Here is a 21,412-nt window from a genome sequence, read left to right on the forward strand (position 1 = left end):
TGTAAAGTCGGGTGTTTTTGTTTTATTTAAGATAATACAACCACTACATAATAAAAGAGTAGCGATATTAAAAGAATCNCCTGTCTCTCCGCAACAAACGCTGAAAATCAGCAAATTGCAAAACAAACACCCAGTTTTACACCCAAGAATGTAAAGTCGGGTGTTTTTGTTTTATTTAAGATAATACAACCACTACATAATAAAAGAGTAGCGATATTAAAAGAATCCGATGAGAAAAGACTAATATTTATCTATCCATTCAGTTTGATTTTTCAGGACTTTACATCGTCCTGAAAGTATTTGTTATTGTATTCCAACGTCAGGAGTGGATTATAATACAAGTTTTTTGTGTGGATAGAATTTCGTTTTGCTTAATGTACGAAAGTACTTATCTATAAACGCATGAAATATTAGCACAATGAATCATTGGAAATCAACTTTGGCCGTGATAGGAATAGGCCAACTCATATCTATTTTAACAAGTACGATTGTTGGCTTCTCCATTATTTTTTGGATTAGCAACGAATTTAAATCCCCGACAGCTTTATCTCTGGCTATTTTAGCTGGATTTTTACCACAATTTGTATTAGGCTTGTTTGCCGGGGTCTATGTTGACAGATGGAATCGAAAGAAAACGATGTTTTATTCGGACTTGTTCATCGCGTTCTGTACCCTATGTCTTTTTATTGTGATAACCAAGGGTTATAAAGACCTTTCTTTTTTTTATCTATTGACTGCTTGTCGTTCAATAGGCAGTACGTTTCATGCACCTGCTTTACAGGCAAGCATCCCTCTACTGGTTCCCAAGCACCATCTTGTCAGGGTATCAGGTTTGTACCATTCCATTCAATCCTTCAGTGAGGTGATAGCTCCCGTTGTAGGGGCAAGCCTCGTTGTTTGGCTTCCCATACAGTATATTCTGCTCATAGATGTGATCGGAGCTGTTGCTGCTTGTCTGACCTTACTTTGTGTCCAGATTCCTTCTCTTCAAAAAACGAAAGTTCTTCCAGATTTCAAAAAAGAACTGACGGAATGTTGGCATACCTTGCGGCGTACAATGGGCATTTTGCCTTTATTCGTATGCTTTACGCTGGTGACTTTTGTCCTTATGCCTGTTTTTACGTTATTTCCTTTTATGACGCTTCTGCATTTCAACGGAAACATTTTGCAAATGGGAGTTGTGGAAATGGGTTGGGGCTCAGGGGCATTGTTGGGCGGTTTAGTACTTGCCTGTAAGGCTTTGAAAAGCAAGCAAACATTAGTGATGCATACGGCTTATGTGATATTGGGATTGTATCTGATTAGCGCCAGTTATTTACCATCAAGCGCATTTATAGGTTTTGTTTGCCTAACATTTACAGGAGGCATAGCCTATTCCATTTACCATGCGCTTTTCATCGCTATTATTCAGCAGAACTTGGCTTCGGACATGCTTGGACGGACTTTTTCTCTCATCTTTAGTTTGAGTACCTTTCCATCAATGCTGGGTATCGTAGCTTCAGGATATTGGGTGGAAGCATGGGGTATCACATCCGTCTTTATGATCAGCGGATGGGTTATCTTTCTGATTGGAGTGGGTGCAAATTTTATTTCTTCAATCAAGCAGTTGGATAATTACGCATAGTATTATTTATTAAAGAATTATTATATGACAAAGAAAGAACACACTACGATTACAGAGTTATTTCAAGTTTTGGACTTGTTGGAAAGCCTGGACATGCAGTTTTGGTTGGATGGAGGCTGGGGAGTGGATGTCTTGTACGGACAGCAAACCCGCTTGCATAGAGATATTGACATTGATTTTGATGCCAATTATACAGACCAACTCCTTGATCTTTTGCAGGAGAGAGGATATCAAATTGAAACAAATTGGTTGCCCACCCGTATGGAACTGTATAGCAAAGAATTAGGCTATATTGATATCCATCCTTTTGTCTTGAATGCGGACGGCACTTCCAAACAAGCCGACTTGGATGGAGGCTGGTATGAATTTCAACCGGACTATTTTGGAACAGCAGTCTTTGAAGGCAGAAGCATCCCTTGCATTTCTGCAAAAGGGCAACAAGTATTCCATTCGGGCTACGATTTAAGAGAGAAGGATATTCACGATTTATCTATAATTAAACAATGTATAACAACAATGAGCCTAACAATTAGATAAGAACAAGAAAATGACAGAAAAACAAATTGTCTGGTATATCTTACTTACAGAAGTAAAGATAGACAGTGACACCCAGTCTGTCACATCCCTGAGTGTAGCTCCATTGGCAGTCTTGCCGGAATTCCAGCGTAAGGGAATTGGGGAGGATGTTGATTCAGTAAGCCCATCAGAGGGCAGCACTTTTGGGTTACGGCACAGCAGTCGTATTGGGGCATAAAGAGTATTATCCTCGATTTGGCTATCGCAAGGCTATCGATTTAGGAATTGAATTTCCTTTCGAAGTCTCTCATGAATATTGCATGGTGGCTGAATTAATACCTGGAGCTACTGAGAATGTGAAAGGTATGGTTTGTTATCCAACTGACTTTAAATAGTTTAACAAGTAAAATTCATTATATAACTCGGACTGGGTATTTCAATTTCCCAGTCCGTATTCTGATAGTACTTATTCAATTGGAAGATTGTGTTGCTTCAAGAATGAAAGTTTATCCCAATACCCTCTTTGAAAGACGATTTTGTTATCTTTTACATGAAAAAATCCGCATCCACGAAGTCCAAGAGAGTCTTTCCATTCCATGATAGCCCATTCGCCATCTTCAAAAATATTTTCCACCATACAAACCATTTTAGCAGTGGCAAATTCATTCACAAACATTTTGTAGATTGATTCTTTACCTATTATTGGTTCGTTTGCGACTTGATGATTTACTGCATTAGTAGCATACAGCTCTGCTATATGATAAGCATCTGCTTTGTTAAAGCAATCTATCCATTTTTCCAAAACTTCTTTAGGCTTCATTTTTTATAAATTCTTAGGATTTTGATTCTGTAATAAAAACAATCTGTTTGGATGCATAGATACTTGATTTTATTAATAATAGGCTATTCTATATTCTAAATCCTCTGGATTTTTGCTCTCTCTGCACCGAGTTACGTAGATTCTGCTGTAACTTTTCCCATTGTTCCTTAAACCATTGTACTATGGGTTGTCGGTTTATGGTCAGCATAAGCTTACCACTATCCATCGGATGTTTCTCAACCCTAAAAATATCATTCTTGATGTCAAATTTCCACCTGTGTTCTTCGGAATAAATTTTGCCACTACATTGTATGGATTCTTTCTTTGTCAAGAGGTTTTCTATCATGTCTTTGGTAAACCCGATAACAGCGCATAATTTTTCCATTCTCAACATCTCTTTGAACATGGGAAACCATTTGTGGGCTTTTTCAAGCAAGGTGCTCAATCGTGATATTTCCTTGTCTTTGGCTTCAAGTTCTTGATTATGTATTCTTTGAAGATTACGAATTTGTCTGCTATGCTGTTCCTGTATTTGTTGTATCTGAATTTTTAATTCATCAGTAGCTTTGTCCCGTTTGGTAATTTCCTGATGTAGCTGCTCGATGTGATGTTCCAGTTCTTTCAGCTTACCGCTTCCGAAAAGAGAACCTACACCGCTTGCTATGGCGGTAGCAGCATTGGTGGCTGTTTTCTTTAGTTTGTCCGTGCGTATCTCTGCTTTTACCTGTTTGAGTTCCTGTTCGGCAAGGCTTACTTGTTGTTCCTTGTGTCGCTTGGTTTCCTCTATACGTTGCAGTTCGGCTTTCTGCTTCTCAATGATGAAATCATTTCGTTCCAGATGCTCTTTACCTGTGACAGCTTTTGCCTGTCCACGTTCCATCAGGAGAATATCGGAAGCAAGGGTCTGCATGGTTGCCATATCCTCGTCATTGAGCTTTCGGCTCTTTCCAGTTTCATGGTTCATCCAGTCGAATACGACATGAGCATGATAATTTGGTTTGAACCATCTGTTACCGACTTGGAAGCTCTCCTTGTCTTCTGCTTCCGGCTGACCGTTCAGCCAATGCCCTTCGTCTTTATGCAGGAAAATCTGTAGCGGAGTGATGCCCCAGCGTCTTTGGCACTCTTCACCGAATTTGCGTACATCAGCCAGTGTGGTGTCCGGTCTGATAAGCAATACTCCTTCACGGATGGGTGAGCATCCCGCCACCTTGATAATCTTTCCATTCTTTCCCTTGCGTTCCCTTTCCTTTTCCTGCATGGCACGTCCGGTCTTTTCCTTGACCATTTGCTTGATATTGTCATAATGAGTTCGCAGTTCGGGAGTGCCGAAGTCGGGATTTATCCACTGTTCGTTATCGGTGGAAAGTTCGGGAACGACATAGATTCTGGACTCCCCGATATTACGCATATACTCGGCAGTCCTTCGGTTGTGTGCCTCGCTCGATGCGATGTTGCAAGGCTTGATATGTATGCTTGATTTTGTTGCCATAGCTTCTTTCCTTTGTTTACAATTGATTTACTTTGCTCGCTTTCGCAGAGGGGTTCTTAGGGGTAACCCATAAGCGGAGATTGCAAAGAGAGGGTCACTCTTTGCTCGGGGTTCTCAGGGGTGAAACGCCCTGAGTGGGTCATTAGGGCAAAGCCCTAATCCCCTCGGGAGAGCCCACAACTACGAAAGCGAAGCGTGTAGTTATAGTGGGCTATAACTGGAAGCCGTTCTTCTTTTCCGGTGATTGGCTGCGCACCCCTTTGGCGGACTGGAGCTGCCTTTTTCTTTCAATCTGTTTCTGTAAGTATTCGTTCAAGTCCTTGCATCCTCTGTAAATCTGCGAAGCGTCCCGGAGGTACCGCTCTCTGCCGTATTCCATGCGGATTTGCCGGAGTGCTTCCAGTCCTGCATGGTCGTTGTCGAAAAAGCAGTGGATGCGTTCGTAATTGCCCAACGGATAGAGAGCCTTGTTTACATTCGATACGGAGTTCAATACAATGTAGTCCTGCCCGTCCAATTCCGGATAATTTGGGCAGCTCTCTTGTCTCAATGTCAAAAAGGAGAGGTAGTCCATAAATCCCTCGAACACATAACAGGTATTCCTCGCTTTTCCCGACTGCCTGATGTGGGAGATTTCCTTTGGGGCGATGCAGCCCTTGAAATAGCGGTTGCGGATTTCATATCCACACGAACCATTGGGAAAGGCGATGGCAAAGTACCGCTTGCCGTTGTGAGTGAAACGTGCTTCACTACATTCTCTTTTCGCCAGTTTTATGTTAATTCCTCTACCTTGTAAGTAGGCAAGCAGGGCAGTAGATGACAGCGGAACAATCTCCAACTGTTGGAAGCTCGGCTCGGAAGAGTTTTGCTTTCCAAAAGAGAAAGATACCGGGCGCACGTGCGGTGTCTGCTCTGCTATCCGTTTCAAGATGTAAGGTACATGGTCGGTAGCGTACAGGTGTGCAGCCAGTTCTATGATACCACCACCTTTACCCAAACCGAAGTCATACCATTGTTCACGTTCGGTATTTACCTTGAACGAGGCTTCGGCTTCTTCCCTTAACGGTGATTTATACCACAGATTGACACCTTGTTGCTTGACGGGAGAATATCCTAAACTATGCAGATAATCCGCTATTCTGATTTGCTTGGCTGTCTGTATATCCATAAAATGATTGTTTTAGTAGTTGGTGAATTGGTTTATTTTTCTTTTTGCCCGTACCTTTTTAGGAAGTACGGTCTATAATCACTTCACTAAATTCTCGTATATATAGGATACGGTAATAAAGTGAAGTGATTTAGTCCCATTCCCCAAGCACTTCACTATATTCCTAATATATACACCCCGAGAATAAAGTGAAGTGATTGCAGGGAAATGGGCTAATAGTGGAAGTCAGGCATGAATGTGTATTTTCTGCCTGTCTCCTGCACTATCATCCGTTTGTTGCGGAGCATGGTGATGAGCGATACCGCCTTTTTATGGTTCAGCTTTACACCCACTGACATATAGGTCTTGATTAAGGCATCTTCCAGTTCCTTGTAGCCGTATTCCTCTTTCAGCCCGAAAACGGCTTCCAATGCGATACGGTGCTGCTGCTCGGTGATATGCCTGTAAGGGTCGAACTTCTCTTCTTCGGGTCTTCCCGGCTTCTTTGTTTCAGGTTTGTATCCCTCAATGAGTTCGGGAAGGGCTTTGTCGTTGATACGGAATGCGAAAGGCTCAAAGTCCATTGCCCGGATGTGAATGGCTGAAACATGGCTGATGTCACCGTTGCCCTTGTCCTTTTCTACCTGCAATACGGTTTCCGCCTTGTTGTTCAACTCCGTACCAATGTGCCCTCTTGCGTTCTCATCCCCTTTGTTCTGATGCAGTATCGTATGGATATGTATCTGCCTGTCGTCCGTCCACTGCATCAGCTTGGATATGATGCGTGTTGATTCACTGGGGCTGTTGATGTCATACACCATATCCCGTATGCCGTCTATAATTACAAGACCGATTTCGGGTGTATTGTAAATAGCCTGTTCCACAATCCTGATACGCTGCTCAGGCGTGTATTTTCTTAAGGCAAGAAATTCAAGATTCTCATTGTCCCTATCATCTGGCAAACCAGCCATTCGCAAAATGCGCGTCATGACTTTCAGACAATGGTAAGGGCTTTGCTCTGTATCAACATAAAGCACTTTCCGCTTATCTTCAGGCAGTTCAGCCACATACCGCAGCACTGTGCCGTTCTTCAATGCAGCGGCTACGATAGCCGATACATTGAACGTTTTTTTACTTTTGGCTTTGCCGATGGATGCGCTGAAATTACCCAATGTCCCAATGACAGAATCATGTACTTTAAGGATTTCAGGTGCTTTCTCATAACTTTTCGACAGGCTCAAACGTGAGGCTTGCCAAAGGATTATGGCTTCTTCAGCCGATATTTCCTTAGTCTCTTTCATATAGTCCATAGCCATGCCTCCCGTTATTTCCGTCCTCCTGTTTTCTTTCCAGCCAGTTCAAGGGCAAGCTCAACATCCACGATAATCTTACGTCCTATCTGAGTGATTGCCTTGTCAATCTTTCCGCTTTTCTTGATACGGTTGGCGGTGGGTAGGCTGCACCCGAACAGTTTGGCTATGCCCAGTATTCCGTACACATATTTTCTTTCTGTGTCTGTAATGGGCTGTGGCTGCGTTTCCGTTTGACGGGAAGCGTGCTTACTTAGGAATATGAACTCTTCACCTGTCATCTGCCAGACGGGTTTTGATAATAATTCTTGAAGATTTTTCATCGTTCAATCTATTTAGTCGTTTAACAATCAGCCCTGCGCACTGGCTGTTATCTCTGTTCTCGAACGATGCAAAATTAGGTAGGGTTGTAAGTGGTAAGGATGTGGTTGATATAAATGGAATATCTTGTTATTTATCTGAATATCAGATAATAAAAATACCACTCAAAAATTTAATTTGAGTGGTAAAAGTGGTTGTTTCGTAAAATGTCAGGGCATATCACAGATTATCGGAATATACCATCCATTTCTTTGGCAAATTTCCGGTTGCTGTCACTGGGGAAATCGGAAACAGGCTCTTTGTACTTTGACTTGTAGTAGCTTTCCTCAATATCCAATATTTTCAGGATATTCCTCTTCCAATTCTCCCTGTCCTGTTTGGGCAGTTTTTCGCTCATCAGGAATATCAGATAGCAGGTACGTATTTTTTCTCTCGGTCTGATTTGGGGTTTGGTGTCGCTTGGTAGCAGGTTCATGCAGGTATAGAAATCATGTTCGGAAATATTCTCGAACTGTTCTCCCACGCAGGTTACATGAATGAGCGAAAGCAGTTCCATATTGAAATACTCAGTCTGTTTCGTTCCCAGCACTTCTTCCTGTATGTTGGGGGCATTTGGTTCTTGTTCGGCTGGCTCTTCCGGCTCGTTTGTTTCATCAAATACATATTTCGCCAATGTCTCTTTGAGGTGGCAGCCCAGCCGATAGATTTCATTGAAACGGCTTTTTGCATATTGCAGGGCTTTCTCTCTGGTCTGTTTTTGCAGATCGTAGAGTTCGGTCAGCTTGTTTTTTTTCTCCTCGTATTCATCTTTGCACCGTTCATATTCCATTTCCGCACGCTTTTCATCCTCTGCAGTGTGTTCCCGATAACCTATGGAATCGTATCGGTGGTATGCTTCGTTTAGCGGAGCATGGAGCTTGGTCGTCTTGTATTGCTGTTCTTCTATGGCTTCTTTATAGATTTCTGAAACTCGGAAGCAGATATTGTAAACGGTCTGTTCATCCGGCATACATCCTTTCTTGTAATAACTTATGTTTTCGCATACTTCCTTTTTCAGGCTATTCAGAATCAGTGTGTATTGCTCCTGTGGAAGATGAAACACCAGTTCAAGAATGGCTGTTTCAAGAACCGTTACATCATTGTAGTCCAGATAGAACTTGGTAATGAATTTCTGCTTTTCAAAAGAGAAACCTTTATTATCAAACCAGTCTTTATATATTCTGTTCAATTCTCCGTATCGGGGAATCAGCGTTGTAATTACATCTTTCATGGACGCAACTATTTTTGAGTGTTATTGTCTTTGTCAAGGAAAGAGGCCAGTTCTTCTTCCACTTCTTCCACGCTGGGCAACGCTGATTTCAGTTTCTCGGGAATCGCTTTGCTCAATTGGTAATCGCTGATGCCGATGGGCTGGTCATAGCCTGTCAATGCGTATTGTGCCACAACTTCGTCTTTTCCCTTGCATAGCAACAACCCGATAGTCTTGTTGTCATTCTCTCCCCTCAGTTTATCATCCACCACATTGATGTAGAAGTTCAGTTGTCCTGCATACTCCGGTTTGAATGGGGTAGCCTTTAATTCTACCACGATATATGCGTGCAACGGAATGGAATATAGAATCAGGTCGGCAAAGAAATCGCTGTTTCCGACTTGGAAGTGCTTCTGCCGGGCAACGAAGGCAAAACCGTTGCCCATTTCCAACAGGTAGCGGGTAACGTGTTTCACCAGCTGTTCTTCAATATCCCTTTCGTCTGCTTTTTCTTTGGCTCCTGCCAAATCAAAGATGTACGGGTCTTTGAGTAGGTAATTGGCAAGGTCGCTTTGTGGAGCCGGAAGTGTGGTCGTGAAATTGTTTACCTTGTTGTTGCTGATTTGTCGGCTATACAAATCACTGTCAATTTGCATTTTCAATACATTGCTGCTCCATCCCATTTCCACAGACTGCTTCATGTACCAGTAGCTTAGACCTAAAGGTAGCGAACTGTCAAGTATAGTCATTTGGCTTGTCCAGTTTATTTTGGCTATAGGAGAGGTCAAGAAAACTTCTTCTATTTCCCTGATTCCCATCCTGTAAATGGCAGACACGGTTTTTCCCACATCTTCAAATTGCGCAGGAACTTCCTGCGTAATTGCTAATGATTGACAATCAATCGATTGCATTTGCGCAGTAAGTTCCTGCGTAAATTGCTTGTCATTCAGTTTTAATACTTCATTGGTCACACTCTGTATGGTTGGGACAGACAGGCTTGCATCTGTTTCTATGAAACTTTGCAACGCTCTTAAAGGATATGCTTTTGCAAACTGGCACATATAGGTAAGGTTACGTTCCGAATAGCCTTTCTTTTCAGGGTAATGCAGTCGGATAGCCTTTGCCAACTGCTTGATGATTTTGCTTCCCCATCCGTGCAGCTGCTGGTGATAAAGGATGTAATTGCCTATCTTCCAGTAATGGAACAGCATTTGTGCATTGGCTGCAACAATCAGCCTTACTTGTGCCTGTTCTATTTCCGAACCGACCGCTTGTATGAATGCATCAAAATTCGTTTTCTCTATGTTGGATTCCTTGTTGCTCATATTGTGATGATAATTTCTACAAATATAGTCATTGGTAACTATCTATGAAACTGTTTGATACTTTTATAGTTGATTAAACTTGTTCATGGCATTTGCCTTAATATCATCCGCTATGTCAATGTAGGGTTTCATAGCTTTGTAGTCGCTGTGTCCCGTCCATTTCATGACCACCTGTGCCGGGATTCCGAGAGCCAGCGCATTGCAGATGAATGTCCTTCTTCCTGCATGGGTACTGAGCAAAGCGTATTTGGGTGTGACTTCATCAATACGTTCATTTCCCTTGTAGTAGGTTTCCCGTACAGGCTCGTTGATTTCTGCCAGTTCGCCCAGCTCTTTCAGGTAATCGTTCATCTTCTGGTTGCTGATGACGGGCAGAGCCATGTAATTCTCGAAATGGATGTCCTTGTATTTGTCCAGTATGGCTTTGCTGTATTTGTTCAGTTCAATCGTCAGGCTGTCGGCAGTCTTGACTGTGGTTATTTCGATGTGGTCGGACTTCACATCGCTTCTTTTCAGATTGCGAACATCCGAATACCGCAAACTCGTAAAGCAGCAGAACAGGAAAACATCACGCACACGTTCCAGGTATTGCTTATCCTTGGGTATCTGGTAGTCTTTCAGCTTGTTCAGTTCATCCCAAGTCAGGAAGATTACTTTTTTCGAGGTGGTTTTCAGTTTCGGTTTGAACGTATCGTATGCAATGTTCTGATGATGTCCTTTCTTGAAGCTCCAGCGCAGGAACCATTTGAGGAATCCCATTTGCTTGCCGATGGTGCTGTTTCTCATATCCTTGGTGTCACGCAGGAAGTTGACGTATTCGTTCAATCCAAACTCGTTGAAATAGTTGAACGTTGCATCCTCCTTGAACTCTTTGAGGTGGTTCCTCACTGCTGCAAATTTTTCATAGGTGGATGCCGTCCAGTTATTCTGGTTACCGCACTCTTTTACAAACTCATCGAACACCTCCCAAAAGCTGACAGGGGCTTCTTCCGGCTGTTCTTCGCTGGTGTCTTTCATTCTCATGTTGAAAGCTTCCTTCAACTGTTGGGTCGTTGGCATGACCTCCTGCACCTCAAATTCCTTGAAAATATTCTGGATTTCGGCATAGTATTTCAGCAAGTCCGTATTGATTTCGGCTGCACTTTGCTTTAGCTTGTTGGTACATCCGTTCTTTACCCGCTGCTTATCTGCATCCCATTTGGCTACGTCAATCCGGTAGCCCGTTGTAAACTCGATGCGTTGGCTGGCAAAGATGACACGCATACGGATGGGTACGTTCTCTACGATTGGCACACCGTTCTTTTTCCGGCTCTCCAATGCAAAAATGATGTTGCGCTTGATATTCATAATTGGGTGCGTTTGAAATTCTACACCCAAATATACACCCAATTATTGAGATAGCAAAAGACATTTAGAAACATTTACTTTTACTCTATATTGTAATTTACACTTGATTATCAGTCGTTTGCAGTTTTATGATATTCTGTGAAAGTATAAGTTCGAGAGCCTGTCTCTCCGCNCAAATATACACCCAATTATTGAGATAGCAAAAGACATTTAGAAACATTTACTTTTACTCTATATTGTAATTTACACTTGATTATCAGTCGTTTGCAGTTTTATGATATTCTGTGAAAGTATAAGTTCGAGAGCCTGTCTCTCCGCTGTAAATGCTAGAAAATCAGCAAGTTACAAAATAAACATCCAGTTTTACATCCCAAATAATGTAAAGCTGGGTGTTTTTGTTTTATGTAAGATTTATAGCTTTGGCCTATCATTTATATTGTTTACTACATAATAAAGGGTACTTTCGTTTGATGGGTTTTCTTGAACCGGAATATGTCCAATGCCATAATTATGGTTTTTTAGGTATTTTCATTTTAACCGCGTTTTTTACTTCTTGCTTGTTATTAGTCAAACGAAATTTTTCAGCCTGTTGCGGATTTCTCTCTATGGTTGCCGTTGAGTGTCCGTTTTGAACTCCTTTCCATGCTCCCTTGAATAGGATTTTTTCTTTGAACCCTACAGGCTTAAAACAAACGAGCTGCCAAGTATATTCATTTTATAAATGGTTGATACGGCTTTTCCCATAAATGACTTGTCATACAATGCTGAATCCATAAAAAACAACTGTGTTTTTCGCTCTACAAGCGGAAAACAGTTTTTCCTTTTCTCGTTTCATTAACCGTTGAAACGTCCTGTTGATGGGGGATTCGGTAGTGAAGGGATATCCCATCACCACCCTTTCAGCCTCCTTTCATTTGTAAAACTTCTTCTGGCGATGACAAATGCTGAAGGCAGATGTTGAAGGGACTTGGAAGCGCAGCTGAAACGAGGATGAGGGGATGTCCTGTCATTCTTAACGGGTTGATTATCTGAATGTTTTAGTTAAAATGTAAGGATGAACGGAAAAGAAGGAATGACCGGCTTAATGAGGGAATCATTCCATCTGCCCCTACATGAAAAACATACCGAGCTTTTTTAAAAAGGTGCTGATGTTTTTCGAAAACATAAAGGTCTTTTTCGAAAACATAAAGGTCTTTTTCGAAAACATAAAGGTCTTTTTGCACATACGGTGGCATCAGCCTACATGTATATACGCATAAGCCTATACATATATACGTATCGGGCTACACGTACGTACGCATAAGCCTGCACGTATATATGTCAGGCTCTGTCTTATTCGATTTTTCTGAGCCTTCAGTGGCCGGACTTGATTATGATACTCCTTGTTTTTGTCGCAGAACAATTTTTTTAGTCTTAAAAATGCGTAGCTTTGCAACATGAAAAACAACCTTTAATTAGAAAATACTTATTTAACATTTGGTTTTATTATGCAAAAAATTTCTTCTTCTGCGTCATTTGCAGACTCTAAGCCTCATTACGACCTATTGGATGGGTTAAGAGGTGTTGCGGCTTTATTAGTAGTATGGTATCATGTGTTCGAAGGTTATGCTTTTGCCGGAGGAACCTCTATAGAGACAATCAATCATGGTTATCTGGCCGTGGATTTTTTCTTTATTCTATCGGGATTCGTTATTGGCTATGCGTATGACGACCGTTGGGGAAAGACACTTACAGTGAAGAATTTCTTCAAGCGGCGCTTGGTGCGTCTGCATCCTATGGTGGTGTTGGGGGCTGTACTGGGGGCAATCACCTTTTTTATTCAGGGCAGTGTGCAGTGGGACGGCAGCCATGTGGCTACCTCTTTGGTGATGCTGGCTCTTTTGTGTGCCATGTTCTTTATTCCTGCCGTTCCCGGTGCAGGATATGAGGTGCGTGGAAATGGTGAGATGTTTCCGCTTAATGGTCCGGCGTGGTCTTTGTTTTTCGAGTATATCGGTAATATCTTCTACGCATTATTCATCCATAAGTTTTCTACCAAGGCATTGACGGTGATGGTCGTGATATTGGGTATCGCATTGACAACATTTGCTTGTTCTGATGCTGCCGGTTATGGAAGTATCGGTGTAGGTTGGACACTGGATGGAGTCAATTTTGTAGGCGGATTACTGCGTATGTTGTTCCCTTTCTCTATGGGTATGCTTTTGTCACGTTGTTTCAAACCGCTGAAGATTAGAGGAGCGTTCTGGATATGTTCGATTGTGTTGCTGATTTTATTTCATATTCCTTTTGTAGAAGGTGCGGAGCCGATACTCATGAACGGTGTGTTCGAGATGTTCTGCATTATCGTTGTTTTCCCGGCGTTGGTATGGTTGGGTGCATCGGGCAGCACGACAGATAAAACGTCTACTCGTATCTGTAAATTTCTGGGTGATATTTCCTTCCCGCTTTATATCATTCACTATCCGTTTATGTATCTGTTTTATGCTTGGCTCATCAAGAATGAATATTTTACATTGGGCGAAACTTGGGAGGTAGCTGTGTGTGTATGTGCATGGAATGTGTTACTGGCTTACGCTTGTCTTAAACTGTATGACGAACCGATAAGAAAATGGCTGAGCAAGAAATACCTGACTAAGAAATAAAAAAATGATGTGTCAAAAGTAAAGCCGGTTTTCCGGAACTTACTTTTGACACATTTTCTATTCTTTATAATAGGGTTGCCTTTCTATTTTTTATGGGCATCAGGTTTATTGGGCTGATGCATGATTTTCAGCAAATCACGATGAAACTTGACCTCGGCCCGTTGCAGTTTGAATAGCTTTTGAGGGGAGAGAATCTTCTTGAAGCGGTTTAAATATTCGATATCCAGCTTGTCTGATTCCAGACGTGCATGAGCGATTCCATCCACAATTTCTTCATATTCGGCATCCGTGGTGTTAGGGCTTTTCCCTTTACGCGCTTTTTGCCAGGCTTTGTCATTGATGGCTTTTTTACGATCCTGTAACTCAAAGTAAATCGGGAAGAACTTGCCGGCTTCTTCCGGTGTCAGTTCTGCCTTTTGGGTGAGGTATGCCTCTTGTTTGGCTCTAAATTCCTCTTTAGAGAATCCCGGCTTCTTTTGTGCCTGCACAGATAGGGTGAGGCATAGAATAAATAGTAGGGTAGTCAGTCTTTGTATCATTTCGACTAAAAATTTAATTGTATGTTTCAGTATCGGCCTCTGTCAGATATTGATAAAGTGTGTAATCATCCATCATCGAATGTTCCATGATGGTTTCTACATATTCGTCAGAGAACTCGGCCGCTTCTGCTGCTGTAAATATAGGTGTATCTTGTTTGGGGCGTCCGACAAAAACTCTGACGCTCAACATTAATCCGCAGAACATGGCTGTCATATATATCCATGGTTTCACACGTTGCCATGTGGTGATGACAGGTTCGGAAAGGGGTATTTCCTTTTCCGGCAGTTTATCCATTAGTTCTTTAGAGAAGTTTTCGAAATAACCTTCGGGTACTGTAAACGGATTCTTGGTTCCGCACTTCCTCAGCAATTCATCTTCTTCTTTCATAGTTCACTCTCCTTTCTGTTTTTTAGATGCTTTTTATTTGAAAAGGTTTAAAGGCATTCTTTTAAAAAACTCTCTATTTTTTTCACTGCGTGGTGATAGGAGGCTTTCAGGGCTCCCACACTTGTTCCCAATATCTCGGAAATCTCTTCATATTTCATTTCCTGAAAGTATTTTAGGTTGAAGACCATCCGTTGCTTGTCGGGAAGTGTATGCAGTGCTTTTTGGAACAGTCTCTGGGTTTCGTCTCCACTGAAGTAACTGTCTCCTTCCAGTTTATTCACCATTTCGGCGTCGGCTTCATCGATGGACAATTGGTTGATTGCGCGTTGTTTGTTTAGGAAGGTAAGGCATTCATTCAAGGCGATACGATAGAGCCATGTAGACATTTTAGCTTCGGCACGGAAGTAGTCGATATTTATCCAGGCTTTGATAAATGTATTCTGCAACAGGTCATTGGCATCATCGTGCGAAAGCACCATACGGCGGATTTGCCAGTACAGTTGCTCGCTATACTGTTTCACGATGCATTCGAATGCTTCCCGTTGTCGCTTGGGATCTTGCAATAATGCTATTATTTCTTTTTCATTATAGGTATCCATGAACCGGTTTTGTGTTTTCTTTATAGTGTGACCTTCAGGTTCTCTTTGGCAAGCAGTGTATTAGGAAATACACCTTTTGCTTCCTGTAATAGAATGTTTTCGTCTTCATAACGGGCCGAAAAATGTCCGATGAGTAACTGCTTTACACCTGCGTCGCGGGCCATTTCACCGGCTTGCATGGCGGTGGTGTGGAATGTTTCTTTGGCGCGTTGGGCATCACATTGTGCAAAGGTTGCTTCGTGAAAAAGTAAATCCACTCCTTTTATTTGTTCTATGACAGGGCGATGGAAAATAGTGTCCGAACAATAGGCATAGCTGTGGGGAGGCGCCGGTGGGGTGGTCAGGCGGTTGTTGGGGACAACACTACCGTCCGGCAACACATAATCTTCTCCGTTTTTGATGCGGTTGAGTTCAAACACGGGTACTTTATAAAAATCAATCATATCTCTGATGATATGGTTGGGGGTCGGTTTCTCCGCAAAAAGGAATCCGCAGGTGGGAATGCGGTGACGCAACGGGATACTGCTGACCGTCACGGAACGGTCTTCATAAACGACTTCGGCTTTTGTGGGGTTAATCGGATGGAATTCCACATTGTATGCCATTCCTTTGCAGAAGTATTCCAGTTGGGGCATGAGTATCCGTTCGAGGTCGGCATGGCAATGTATGTGCAGCGTAGCCGTGCGCCCCACCAGTCCGAACGTAGAAATAAGTCCCATCAGCCCGAAGCAATGGTCACCGTGCAGATGAGATATAAATATATGGTTAAGACGCGTAAATTTTAATTTAGAACGGCGTAACTGTAGCTGTGCTCCTTCTCCGCAATCTATCATGAATAACTTTTCACGGATATTCACGACTTGCGAAGAGGCAAAATGTCTTGTTGTCGGCAATGCCGAACCACAGCCTAATATATGTACTTCAAATTTTTCCATCGCCGCAAAGATACTATCTTTTTGGATGAAAAATATAAAAAGGTTGTAAAAACGTATGCAGCCGTCCGAGTTATTTTTTGCGTTTGATTTCTACAGCATTCATACCTCGTGGCCCGCGTTCCAGTTTGAAAGTTACCAAATTTCCGTCCGTTACTTCGTCTTGCAGTCCGCTTACATGGAAAAAATACTTCTCTGCATTTTTCAGGTTCTTGATAAAGCCATATCCTTTGGAAGTGTTGAAGAACTCTACTCTTCCTTCATATTCGGTTATCACAGGTTCATCCGTTTTGCGTGGAGTGGAAACTTCGATAGTAGTGATATCTATTTCCTGAGGCTTTTCGTTTGGAGTGGGAGGGGTGTCGGTTATTACACCGTTCTCGTCTACGTATGCTATCATATCTTCGAAAGATGATGTACCGCTATTCTTCCTTTCTTCTTTCTTTTGTTGTTTTGCTAAACGTTTTTCTTGTTTTTTCTTTTCTAAATCTCTTTTGGTAAATGAAATTGGTTTCGCCATTTGAATCTTTTTAAATTAGTATATATGCAGTATTATATATATGAATACTGCATTGAATTAATAAATAGGTAATAAGAAGACGGGGAGAAGTCGTTGTGAAATACTAACTCGAAATTTTATTACTTCATAAAGGTACGGTTTTTTATCGGATATTCCATAAAAGAGCTTTCTTTTTAAGGAATAATGGCATAAAAAAAGGATGTACCGATTGATGGTACATCCTTTTCTGTGTTATTTTAAAGTAATCTGATTACTTCTTTTTGTTCTCCAACTGTTCTTTTAAAGCAGCCAAGGCGTCGATATCGCCCAGAGTTGTAGAAGCAGCCTGGTTCTGAATAGCAGGAGTTTCTTCTCTCTTAGTGGCTTTCTTTGCGTTAGAAGCAGCTTTCTTTTCAGCTCTTTCTTCTGCTTTAGCAGCATCTTCGAAGATACGGCTGTGAGAAAGGATGATTCTCTTGGCGTCTTTGTTGAATTCAATCACTTTGAATGACAGTTTTTCATCCAACTGAGCCTGAGAGCCGTCTTCTTTTACTAAGTGCTTCGGAGTTGCGAAACCTTCTACACCGTAAGGAAGAGCTACTACAGCACCCTTATCCAGCATTTCGATGATAGTACCTTCGTGTACAGAACCTACAGTAAATACAGTTTCGAATACATCCCAAGGATTTTCTTCCAACTGTTTGTGACCAAGGCTCAAACGACGGTTTTCTTTGTCGATTTCCAATACCTGAACTTCGATGTCTGCACCAATCTGAGTGAATTCAGAAGGATGTTTCACTTTCTTAGTCCAAGACAGGTCAGAGATGTGGATTAATCCGTCTACACCTTCTTCGATTTCTACGAATACACCGAAGTTAGTGAAGTTACGAACTTTTGCAGTGTGCTTGGAACCTACAGGATACTTATCTTCGATAGTTTCCCATGGATCTTGTTTCAGCTGTTTGATACCCAAAGACATCTTACGTTCGTCACGGTCAAGAGTCAGGATAACAGCTTCTACTTCGTCACCCACCTTCATGAAGTCCTGAGCAGAACGCAAGTGCTGTGACCAAGACATTTCAGATACGTGAATCAAACCTTCTACGCCCGGAGCGATTTCGATGAATGCACCGTAGTCAGCCATAACGACTACTTTACCTTTCACCTTGTCACCTACCTGCAAGTTAGCGTCCAAAGCATCCCATGGGTGCGGAGTCAGTTGTTTCAAACCAAGAGCGATACGTTTCTTTTCGTCATCGAAATCAAGGATAACAACGTTCAACTTCTGGTCGAGTTCTACAACTTCCTTCGGATCGCTTACACGGCCCCAAGACAAGTCAGTGATGTGAATCAAACCGTCTACGCCGCCAAGGTCGATGAATACACCGTAAGAAGTGATATTTTTAACAGTACCTTCGAGTACCTGTCCTTTTTCAAGTTTACCGATGATTTCTTTCTTCTGCTGTTCAAGTTCAGCTTCGATAAGAGCTTTGTGAGAAACAACAACGTTTTTGAATTCCTGGTTGATTTTAACCACTTTGAATTCCATTGTCTTACCTACAAATACATCGTAGTCACGGATAGGCTTAACATCAATTTGAGAACCCGGCAAGAATGCTTCGATACCGAATACGTCAACAATCATACCACCCTTAGTGCGGCACTTGATAAAGCCTTTAATAATTTCTTCGTTTTCAAGAGCAGCGTTAACACGATCCCAAGAGCGAGTTGCACGTGCTTTCTTGTGTGACAGAATCAACTGTCCTTTTTTGTCTTCCTGGTTTTCAATGTATACTTCTACAGTATCACCTACTTTCAGTTCAGGATTGTAACGGAACTCATTCAAAGGAATGATACCGTCTGATTTGTAGCCGATGTTAACAACTACTTCGCGTTTGTTCATTGCGATAACAGTACCGTCTACAACCTCGCGGTCATTTACTTTGTTCAGTGTACTGTCATAAGCTTGTTCAAGAGCTTCGTGGCTAATGCCTGTAATGGCTTCGCCGTTTTCGTAAGCTTCCCAGTTGAAGTCTTCAACAGGAGCGATGTTTTTTAAATTTTCCATTAATAAAATTGTTAAAATTCTCAGTTAATTACGTTAGACATTATATTGATTATCTAATTTCGGGCGCAAAGATACAATAAATTACTGAATCACAAATAAATTTGAGGCTTTTTCTTTAAAATTGAATATTTAATTATCTAATTATGAGTCGTTATTAAATTATGTTCATATCTTTGTGACAACATAAACCTATTTAGCAAATGCTACCATCTATACTATTAACGGTTGTTGCTTTATTTTTTGTAATAAAGTGGTGGCTAGAAACGAAGAAAACAAAAAATCTGAGTAAAGAAGTTGTTGTCAAAGAGAGCGAACTTAGTTTAAACAAGGATTTTTCGGATGCCATCTTGCGTAATATTGATGCGTACATCGTATTGGCCAATCGTAATTTTCTGGTAGAGAAAACCAATTATTATAGTTTGAACGACGAGGCGGACGACGGCGTCTTTCATAGGGTGGGTGAGTTGCTCCGTTGCAAGAATGCATTGGATTCAGGTGCGTGCGGCACTCACGAGAACTGCAAATATTGCCCGGTGCGTGCTTCCATCGAAAAGTGCTTTCGCGAAAAAAACGGCTTTTCCCAATTGGAAGCCCCGATGAGGCTTTATTTGTCGAATGATACCGGTAATTATGTGGATTGTATAGTGAGCGTTTCGGGTGCATATATGTTGCTGGACGGAGATGAAAAGGTATTGTTGACCGTGCGTGACATTACCCGCTTGAAGAAGATACAGGAAGAGCTGGAAGTAGCCAGGCAAGTGGCGGAAGTGGCAGGTGAGCAGAAGACAGCCTTCCTTGCCAATATGAGCCATGAAATCCGGACTCCGCTGAATGCGATAGTCGGTTTTGCAGGACTATTGGCTAATGCTTCCGAGGCCGAACGTAATTCTTATGTCGAGATTATCAAAGGTAATACGAATATGCTGTTGCAGTTGGTCAATGATATTCTGGATATGTCAAAGATAGAGGCGGGGACACTGGAGTTTATCTATTCCGATACAGATGTTAATCAAATAATGCGTGAACTGGAAGGAATCTTCAGATTGCGGCTGGAAGAAGCGGACAGTCCGGTGCGCATTGTGTTTGAGCCCTGCCTGCCGGTGTGCTTTATCCATACCGAAAAGAACCGGGTGTCACAGGTGCTTTCCAATTTTCTGTCGAATGCATTCAAGTATACCAAAGAAGGCACTATCACCTTAGGATATAAGGTGCGTGAGGATGACATTTACTTCTATGTGCAGGACACGGGGACTGGTATCCCGGCTGAGAACGTGGATAAAGTCTTTGAGCGTTTCATGAAACTGGATGCCAAAAAGCAAGGCACAGGGCTGGGATTGTCTATTAGCCAGACCATTATCAAGAAACTGGGTGGTGAGATAGGGGTCTTTTCGGAATATGGCAAAGGTTCCACATTCTGGTTTACTCTGCCTGTAAAACCTTTCGACTTCTTACCCTTGCAACGGACGGAAGATGATTCGGAATCAGTCGGGGTTGATGAAGCTGCATACGGTGAGGGTGCTGTTCGCCGCACCATCCTGATAGCCGAAGACATGGATGACAATTATTTGCTCTATAAGATATATCTGGAAAAGCAGTATGACCTGATACGTGCCGTGAACGGTGAAGAGGCCATTGCCAAATATCTGGAATGTAACCCGGCTATTATTTTGATGGATATAGGTATGCCTGTGGTGGACGGTTATCAGGCGACGGATGCCATTCGCCAGCTATCATCCGACATCCCCATTGTGGCAGTAACGGCTTTTGCGTATGACGAAGACAGAAGAAAAGTAATGTCCAGAGGCTTCAACGGTTATTTGTCAAAGCCCCTGAACAAAGATGAACTCTTCAGAATGCTCCATAAAATGGGTGTCTGACCTTTTAATCTTCGAGTGAATAGTCAATGGTGGTCACCACGCGTATTCGTTTGATATAAGGAGTGTTTGCATCGCGGTCTTCGATGCTGAATTGTCCTTGATAGGCTCTTTTTATCTTTCCCAGTTCGCTGTCCGAGTCTTTGGCAAACTTGATGGCGGCGGCGCGGGCGTTCTTTGTTGCTTCTTCTATCATTTGGGGTTTCACAGTGTTGAGTCCGGTGTAGTCATATTGCACATTGTAGCGGTAGTCTCCTCCGGTGATAGCGATACCCTGTTTCAGAAGCTCGCTCTGTTCTTTTATCAAGTTGCGCACAAGTTCCACTTTGTCAGACGTAACAGTGATGACGGTTGTAATATTGTAGCGGAACTGAATCGGGTTACTGTTATAGCGGTCGGCCTGCAGGTCTATCAGTTCGGGAGCATTGATGCTGATTTCTTGTTCGGTGATGCCTTTCTGTTTGAGGAAAGTGACGATGGCCTGATTCGTATTGTTTATCTTATTATATAAGGTAGGCAGGTCATTTCCCATTTCCTTATACATCAGAGGCCAAGTGACCTTGTTGGCAGGCACTTCCATTTCTGCCAGTCCTTTAACAGTTACTACCCGGTCTTTACTGGAGAAAGCATCCAGTCCGGCTTTAATAAAATAGCCCATTACCAGCATACCTACTGCTAAGATAATGGCTTCCAGTTTCCAGCTTTTCATGTTTTAATCGT

The 21,412-nt window shown here is 42.2% G+C and carries 19 protein-coding genes; 4 read left to right on the forward strand and 15 right to left on the reverse strand.

All coding sequences use genetic code 11. The features are described 5' to 3' along the window. The first annotated feature begins 418 nt into the window (after positions 1-418). Positions 419-1,624: a macrolide efflux MFS transporter Mef(En2) gene (gene mef(En2) / locus IR173_RS06930; RefSeq protein WP_005786079.1), complete on the forward strand. Its 1,206-nt coding sequence runs from the start codon at positions 419-421 to the stop codon at positions 1,622-1,624. 24 nt (positions 1,625-1,648) lie between these two features. Further along, positions 1,649-2,161 carry a lincosamide nucleotidyltransferase Lnu(AN2) gene (gene lnu(AN2), locus IR173_RS06935; RefSeq protein WP_009038171.1) on the forward strand — a complete coding sequence of 171 codons (513 nt, stop codon included), beginning with the start codon at positions 1,649-1,651 and terminating at the stop codon, positions 2,159-2,161. A 445-nt stretch (positions 2,162-2,606) separates the two neighbouring features. On the opposite strand, the gene IR173_RS06940 is transcribed toward lnu(AN2), so the two are convergent. The 8 genes from IR173_RS06940 to IR173_RS06975 form a co-directional block, all read right to left on the reverse strand. Next, positions 2,607-2,960: a nuclear transport factor 2 family protein gene (locus IR173_RS06940; protein ID WP_004308780.1), complete on the reverse strand. Its 354-nt coding sequence runs from the start codon at positions 2,958-2,960 to the stop codon at positions 2,607-2,609. 88 nt (positions 2,961-3,048) lie between these two features. Continuing rightward, positions 3,049-4,452, reverse strand: a complete 1,404-nt coding sequence (locus tag IR173_RS06945; RefSeq protein ID WP_004308779.1) for a hypothetical protein — start codon at positions 4,450-4,452, stop codon at positions 3,049-3,051. A 211-nt stretch (positions 4,453-4,663) separates the two neighbouring features. Further along, on the reverse strand, positions 4,664-5,620 hold the full coding sequence (locus IR173_RS06950) for a toprim domain-containing protein (protein WP_025077123.1): 957 nt from the start codon (positions 5,618-5,620) through the stop codon (positions 4,664-4,666). A gap of 212 nt (positions 5,621-5,832) precedes the next feature. Continuing rightward, complete coding sequence (locus IR173_RS06955; protein WP_008766855.1) at positions 5,833-6,909, reverse strand: AAA family ATPase; 1,077 nt, start codon at positions 6,907-6,909, stop codon at positions 5,833-5,835. A 14-nt stretch (positions 6,910-6,923) separates the two neighbouring features. Continuing rightward, a complete protein-coding gene (locus tag IR173_RS06960) occupies positions 6,924-7,232 on the reverse strand; it encodes a DUF3853 family protein (RefSeq protein WP_004308776.1) in 309 nt (102 codons plus the stop codon). 224 nt (positions 7,233-7,456) lie between these two features. Further along, complete coding sequence (locus IR173_RS06965; protein WP_004308775.1) at positions 7,457-8,500, reverse strand: hypothetical protein; 1,044 nt, start codon at positions 8,498-8,500, stop codon at positions 7,457-7,459. An 8-nt stretch (positions 8,501-8,508) separates the two neighbouring features. Next, positions 8,509-9,804: a PDDEXK nuclease domain-containing protein gene (locus IR173_RS06970; RefSeq protein ID WP_032582750.1), complete on the reverse strand. Its 1,296-nt coding sequence runs from the start codon at positions 9,802-9,804 to the stop codon at positions 8,509-8,511. Positions 9,805-9,867: 63 nt separating this feature from the next. Then, on the reverse strand, positions 9,868-11,151 hold the full coding sequence (locus IR173_RS06975) for a site-specific integrase (RefSeq protein WP_004308773.1): 1,284 nt from the start codon (positions 11,149-11,151) through the stop codon (positions 9,868-9,870). Between the two features lie 1,487 nt (positions 11,152-12,638). Here IR173_RS06975 and IR173_RS06980 point away from each other — a divergent pair. Continuing rightward, positions 12,639-13,793 (forward strand): acyltransferase family protein, encoded by a 1,155-nt coding sequence (locus IR173_RS06980; RefSeq protein WP_177798233.1) that lies wholly within the window; start codon positions 12,639-12,641, stop codon positions 13,791-13,793. An 83-nt stretch (positions 13,794-13,876) separates the two neighbouring features. On the opposite strand, the gene IR173_RS06985 is transcribed toward IR173_RS06980, so the two are convergent. From IR173_RS06985 to rpsA, 6 genes are all read right to left on the reverse strand, one after another. Continuing rightward, a complete protein-coding gene (locus IR173_RS06985; protein ID WP_237038939.1) occupies positions 13,877-14,332 on the reverse strand; it encodes a hypothetical protein in 456 nt (151 codons plus the stop codon). Between the two features lie 13 nt (positions 14,333-14,345). Beyond that, a complete protein-coding gene (locus IR173_RS06990) occupies positions 14,346-14,720 on the reverse strand; it encodes a hypothetical protein (protein WP_237038940.1) in 375 nt (124 codons plus the stop codon). Positions 14,721-14,767: 47 nt separating this feature from the next. Continuing rightward, on the reverse strand, positions 14,768-15,319 hold the full coding sequence (locus tag IR173_RS06995; protein ID WP_237038941.1) for an RNA polymerase sigma factor: 552 nt from the start codon (positions 15,317-15,319) through the stop codon (positions 14,768-14,770). A gap of 20 nt (positions 15,320-15,339) precedes the next feature. Further along, a complete protein-coding gene (locus IR173_RS07000) occupies positions 15,340-16,254 on the reverse strand; it encodes a ribonuclease Z (protein ID WP_237038942.1) in 915 nt (304 codons plus the stop codon). A gap of 70 nt (positions 16,255-16,324) precedes the next feature. Continuing rightward, positions 16,325-16,771, reverse strand: coding sequence for a cold-shock protein (locus tag IR173_RS07005; protein ID WP_237038943.1), 447 nt, complete (start codon positions 16,769-16,771; stop codon positions 16,325-16,327). A 250-nt stretch (positions 16,772-17,021) separates the two neighbouring features. Then, positions 17,022-18,818: a 30S ribosomal protein S1 gene (gene rpsA, locus IR173_RS07010; protein WP_237038944.1), complete on the reverse strand. Its 1,797-nt coding sequence runs from the start codon at positions 18,816-18,818 to the stop codon at positions 17,022-17,024. A 200-nt stretch (positions 18,819-19,018) separates the two neighbouring features. Between rpsA and IR173_RS07015 the strand changes: the two genes are divergently transcribed. After that, positions 19,019-20,695: an ATP-binding response regulator gene (locus IR173_RS07015; protein WP_237038945.1), complete on the forward strand. Its 1,677-nt coding sequence runs from the start codon at positions 19,019-19,021 to the stop codon at positions 20,693-20,695. A gap of 4 nt (positions 20,696-20,699) precedes the next feature. Here IR173_RS07015 and IR173_RS07020 read toward each other — a convergent pair whose 3' ends face one another. Beyond that, positions 20,700-21,401 (reverse strand): SIMPL domain-containing protein, encoded by a 702-nt coding sequence (locus tag IR173_RS07020; protein ID WP_237038946.1) that lies wholly within the window; start codon positions 21,399-21,401, stop codon positions 20,700-20,702. Positions 21,402-21,412: the final 11 nt, after the last annotated feature.

Source organism: Phocaeicola faecalis (assembly GCF_021730445.1).
Taxonomy (GTDB): Bacteria; Bacteroidota; Bacteroidia; order Bacteroidales; family Bacteroidaceae; genus Phocaeicola; species Phocaeicola faecalis.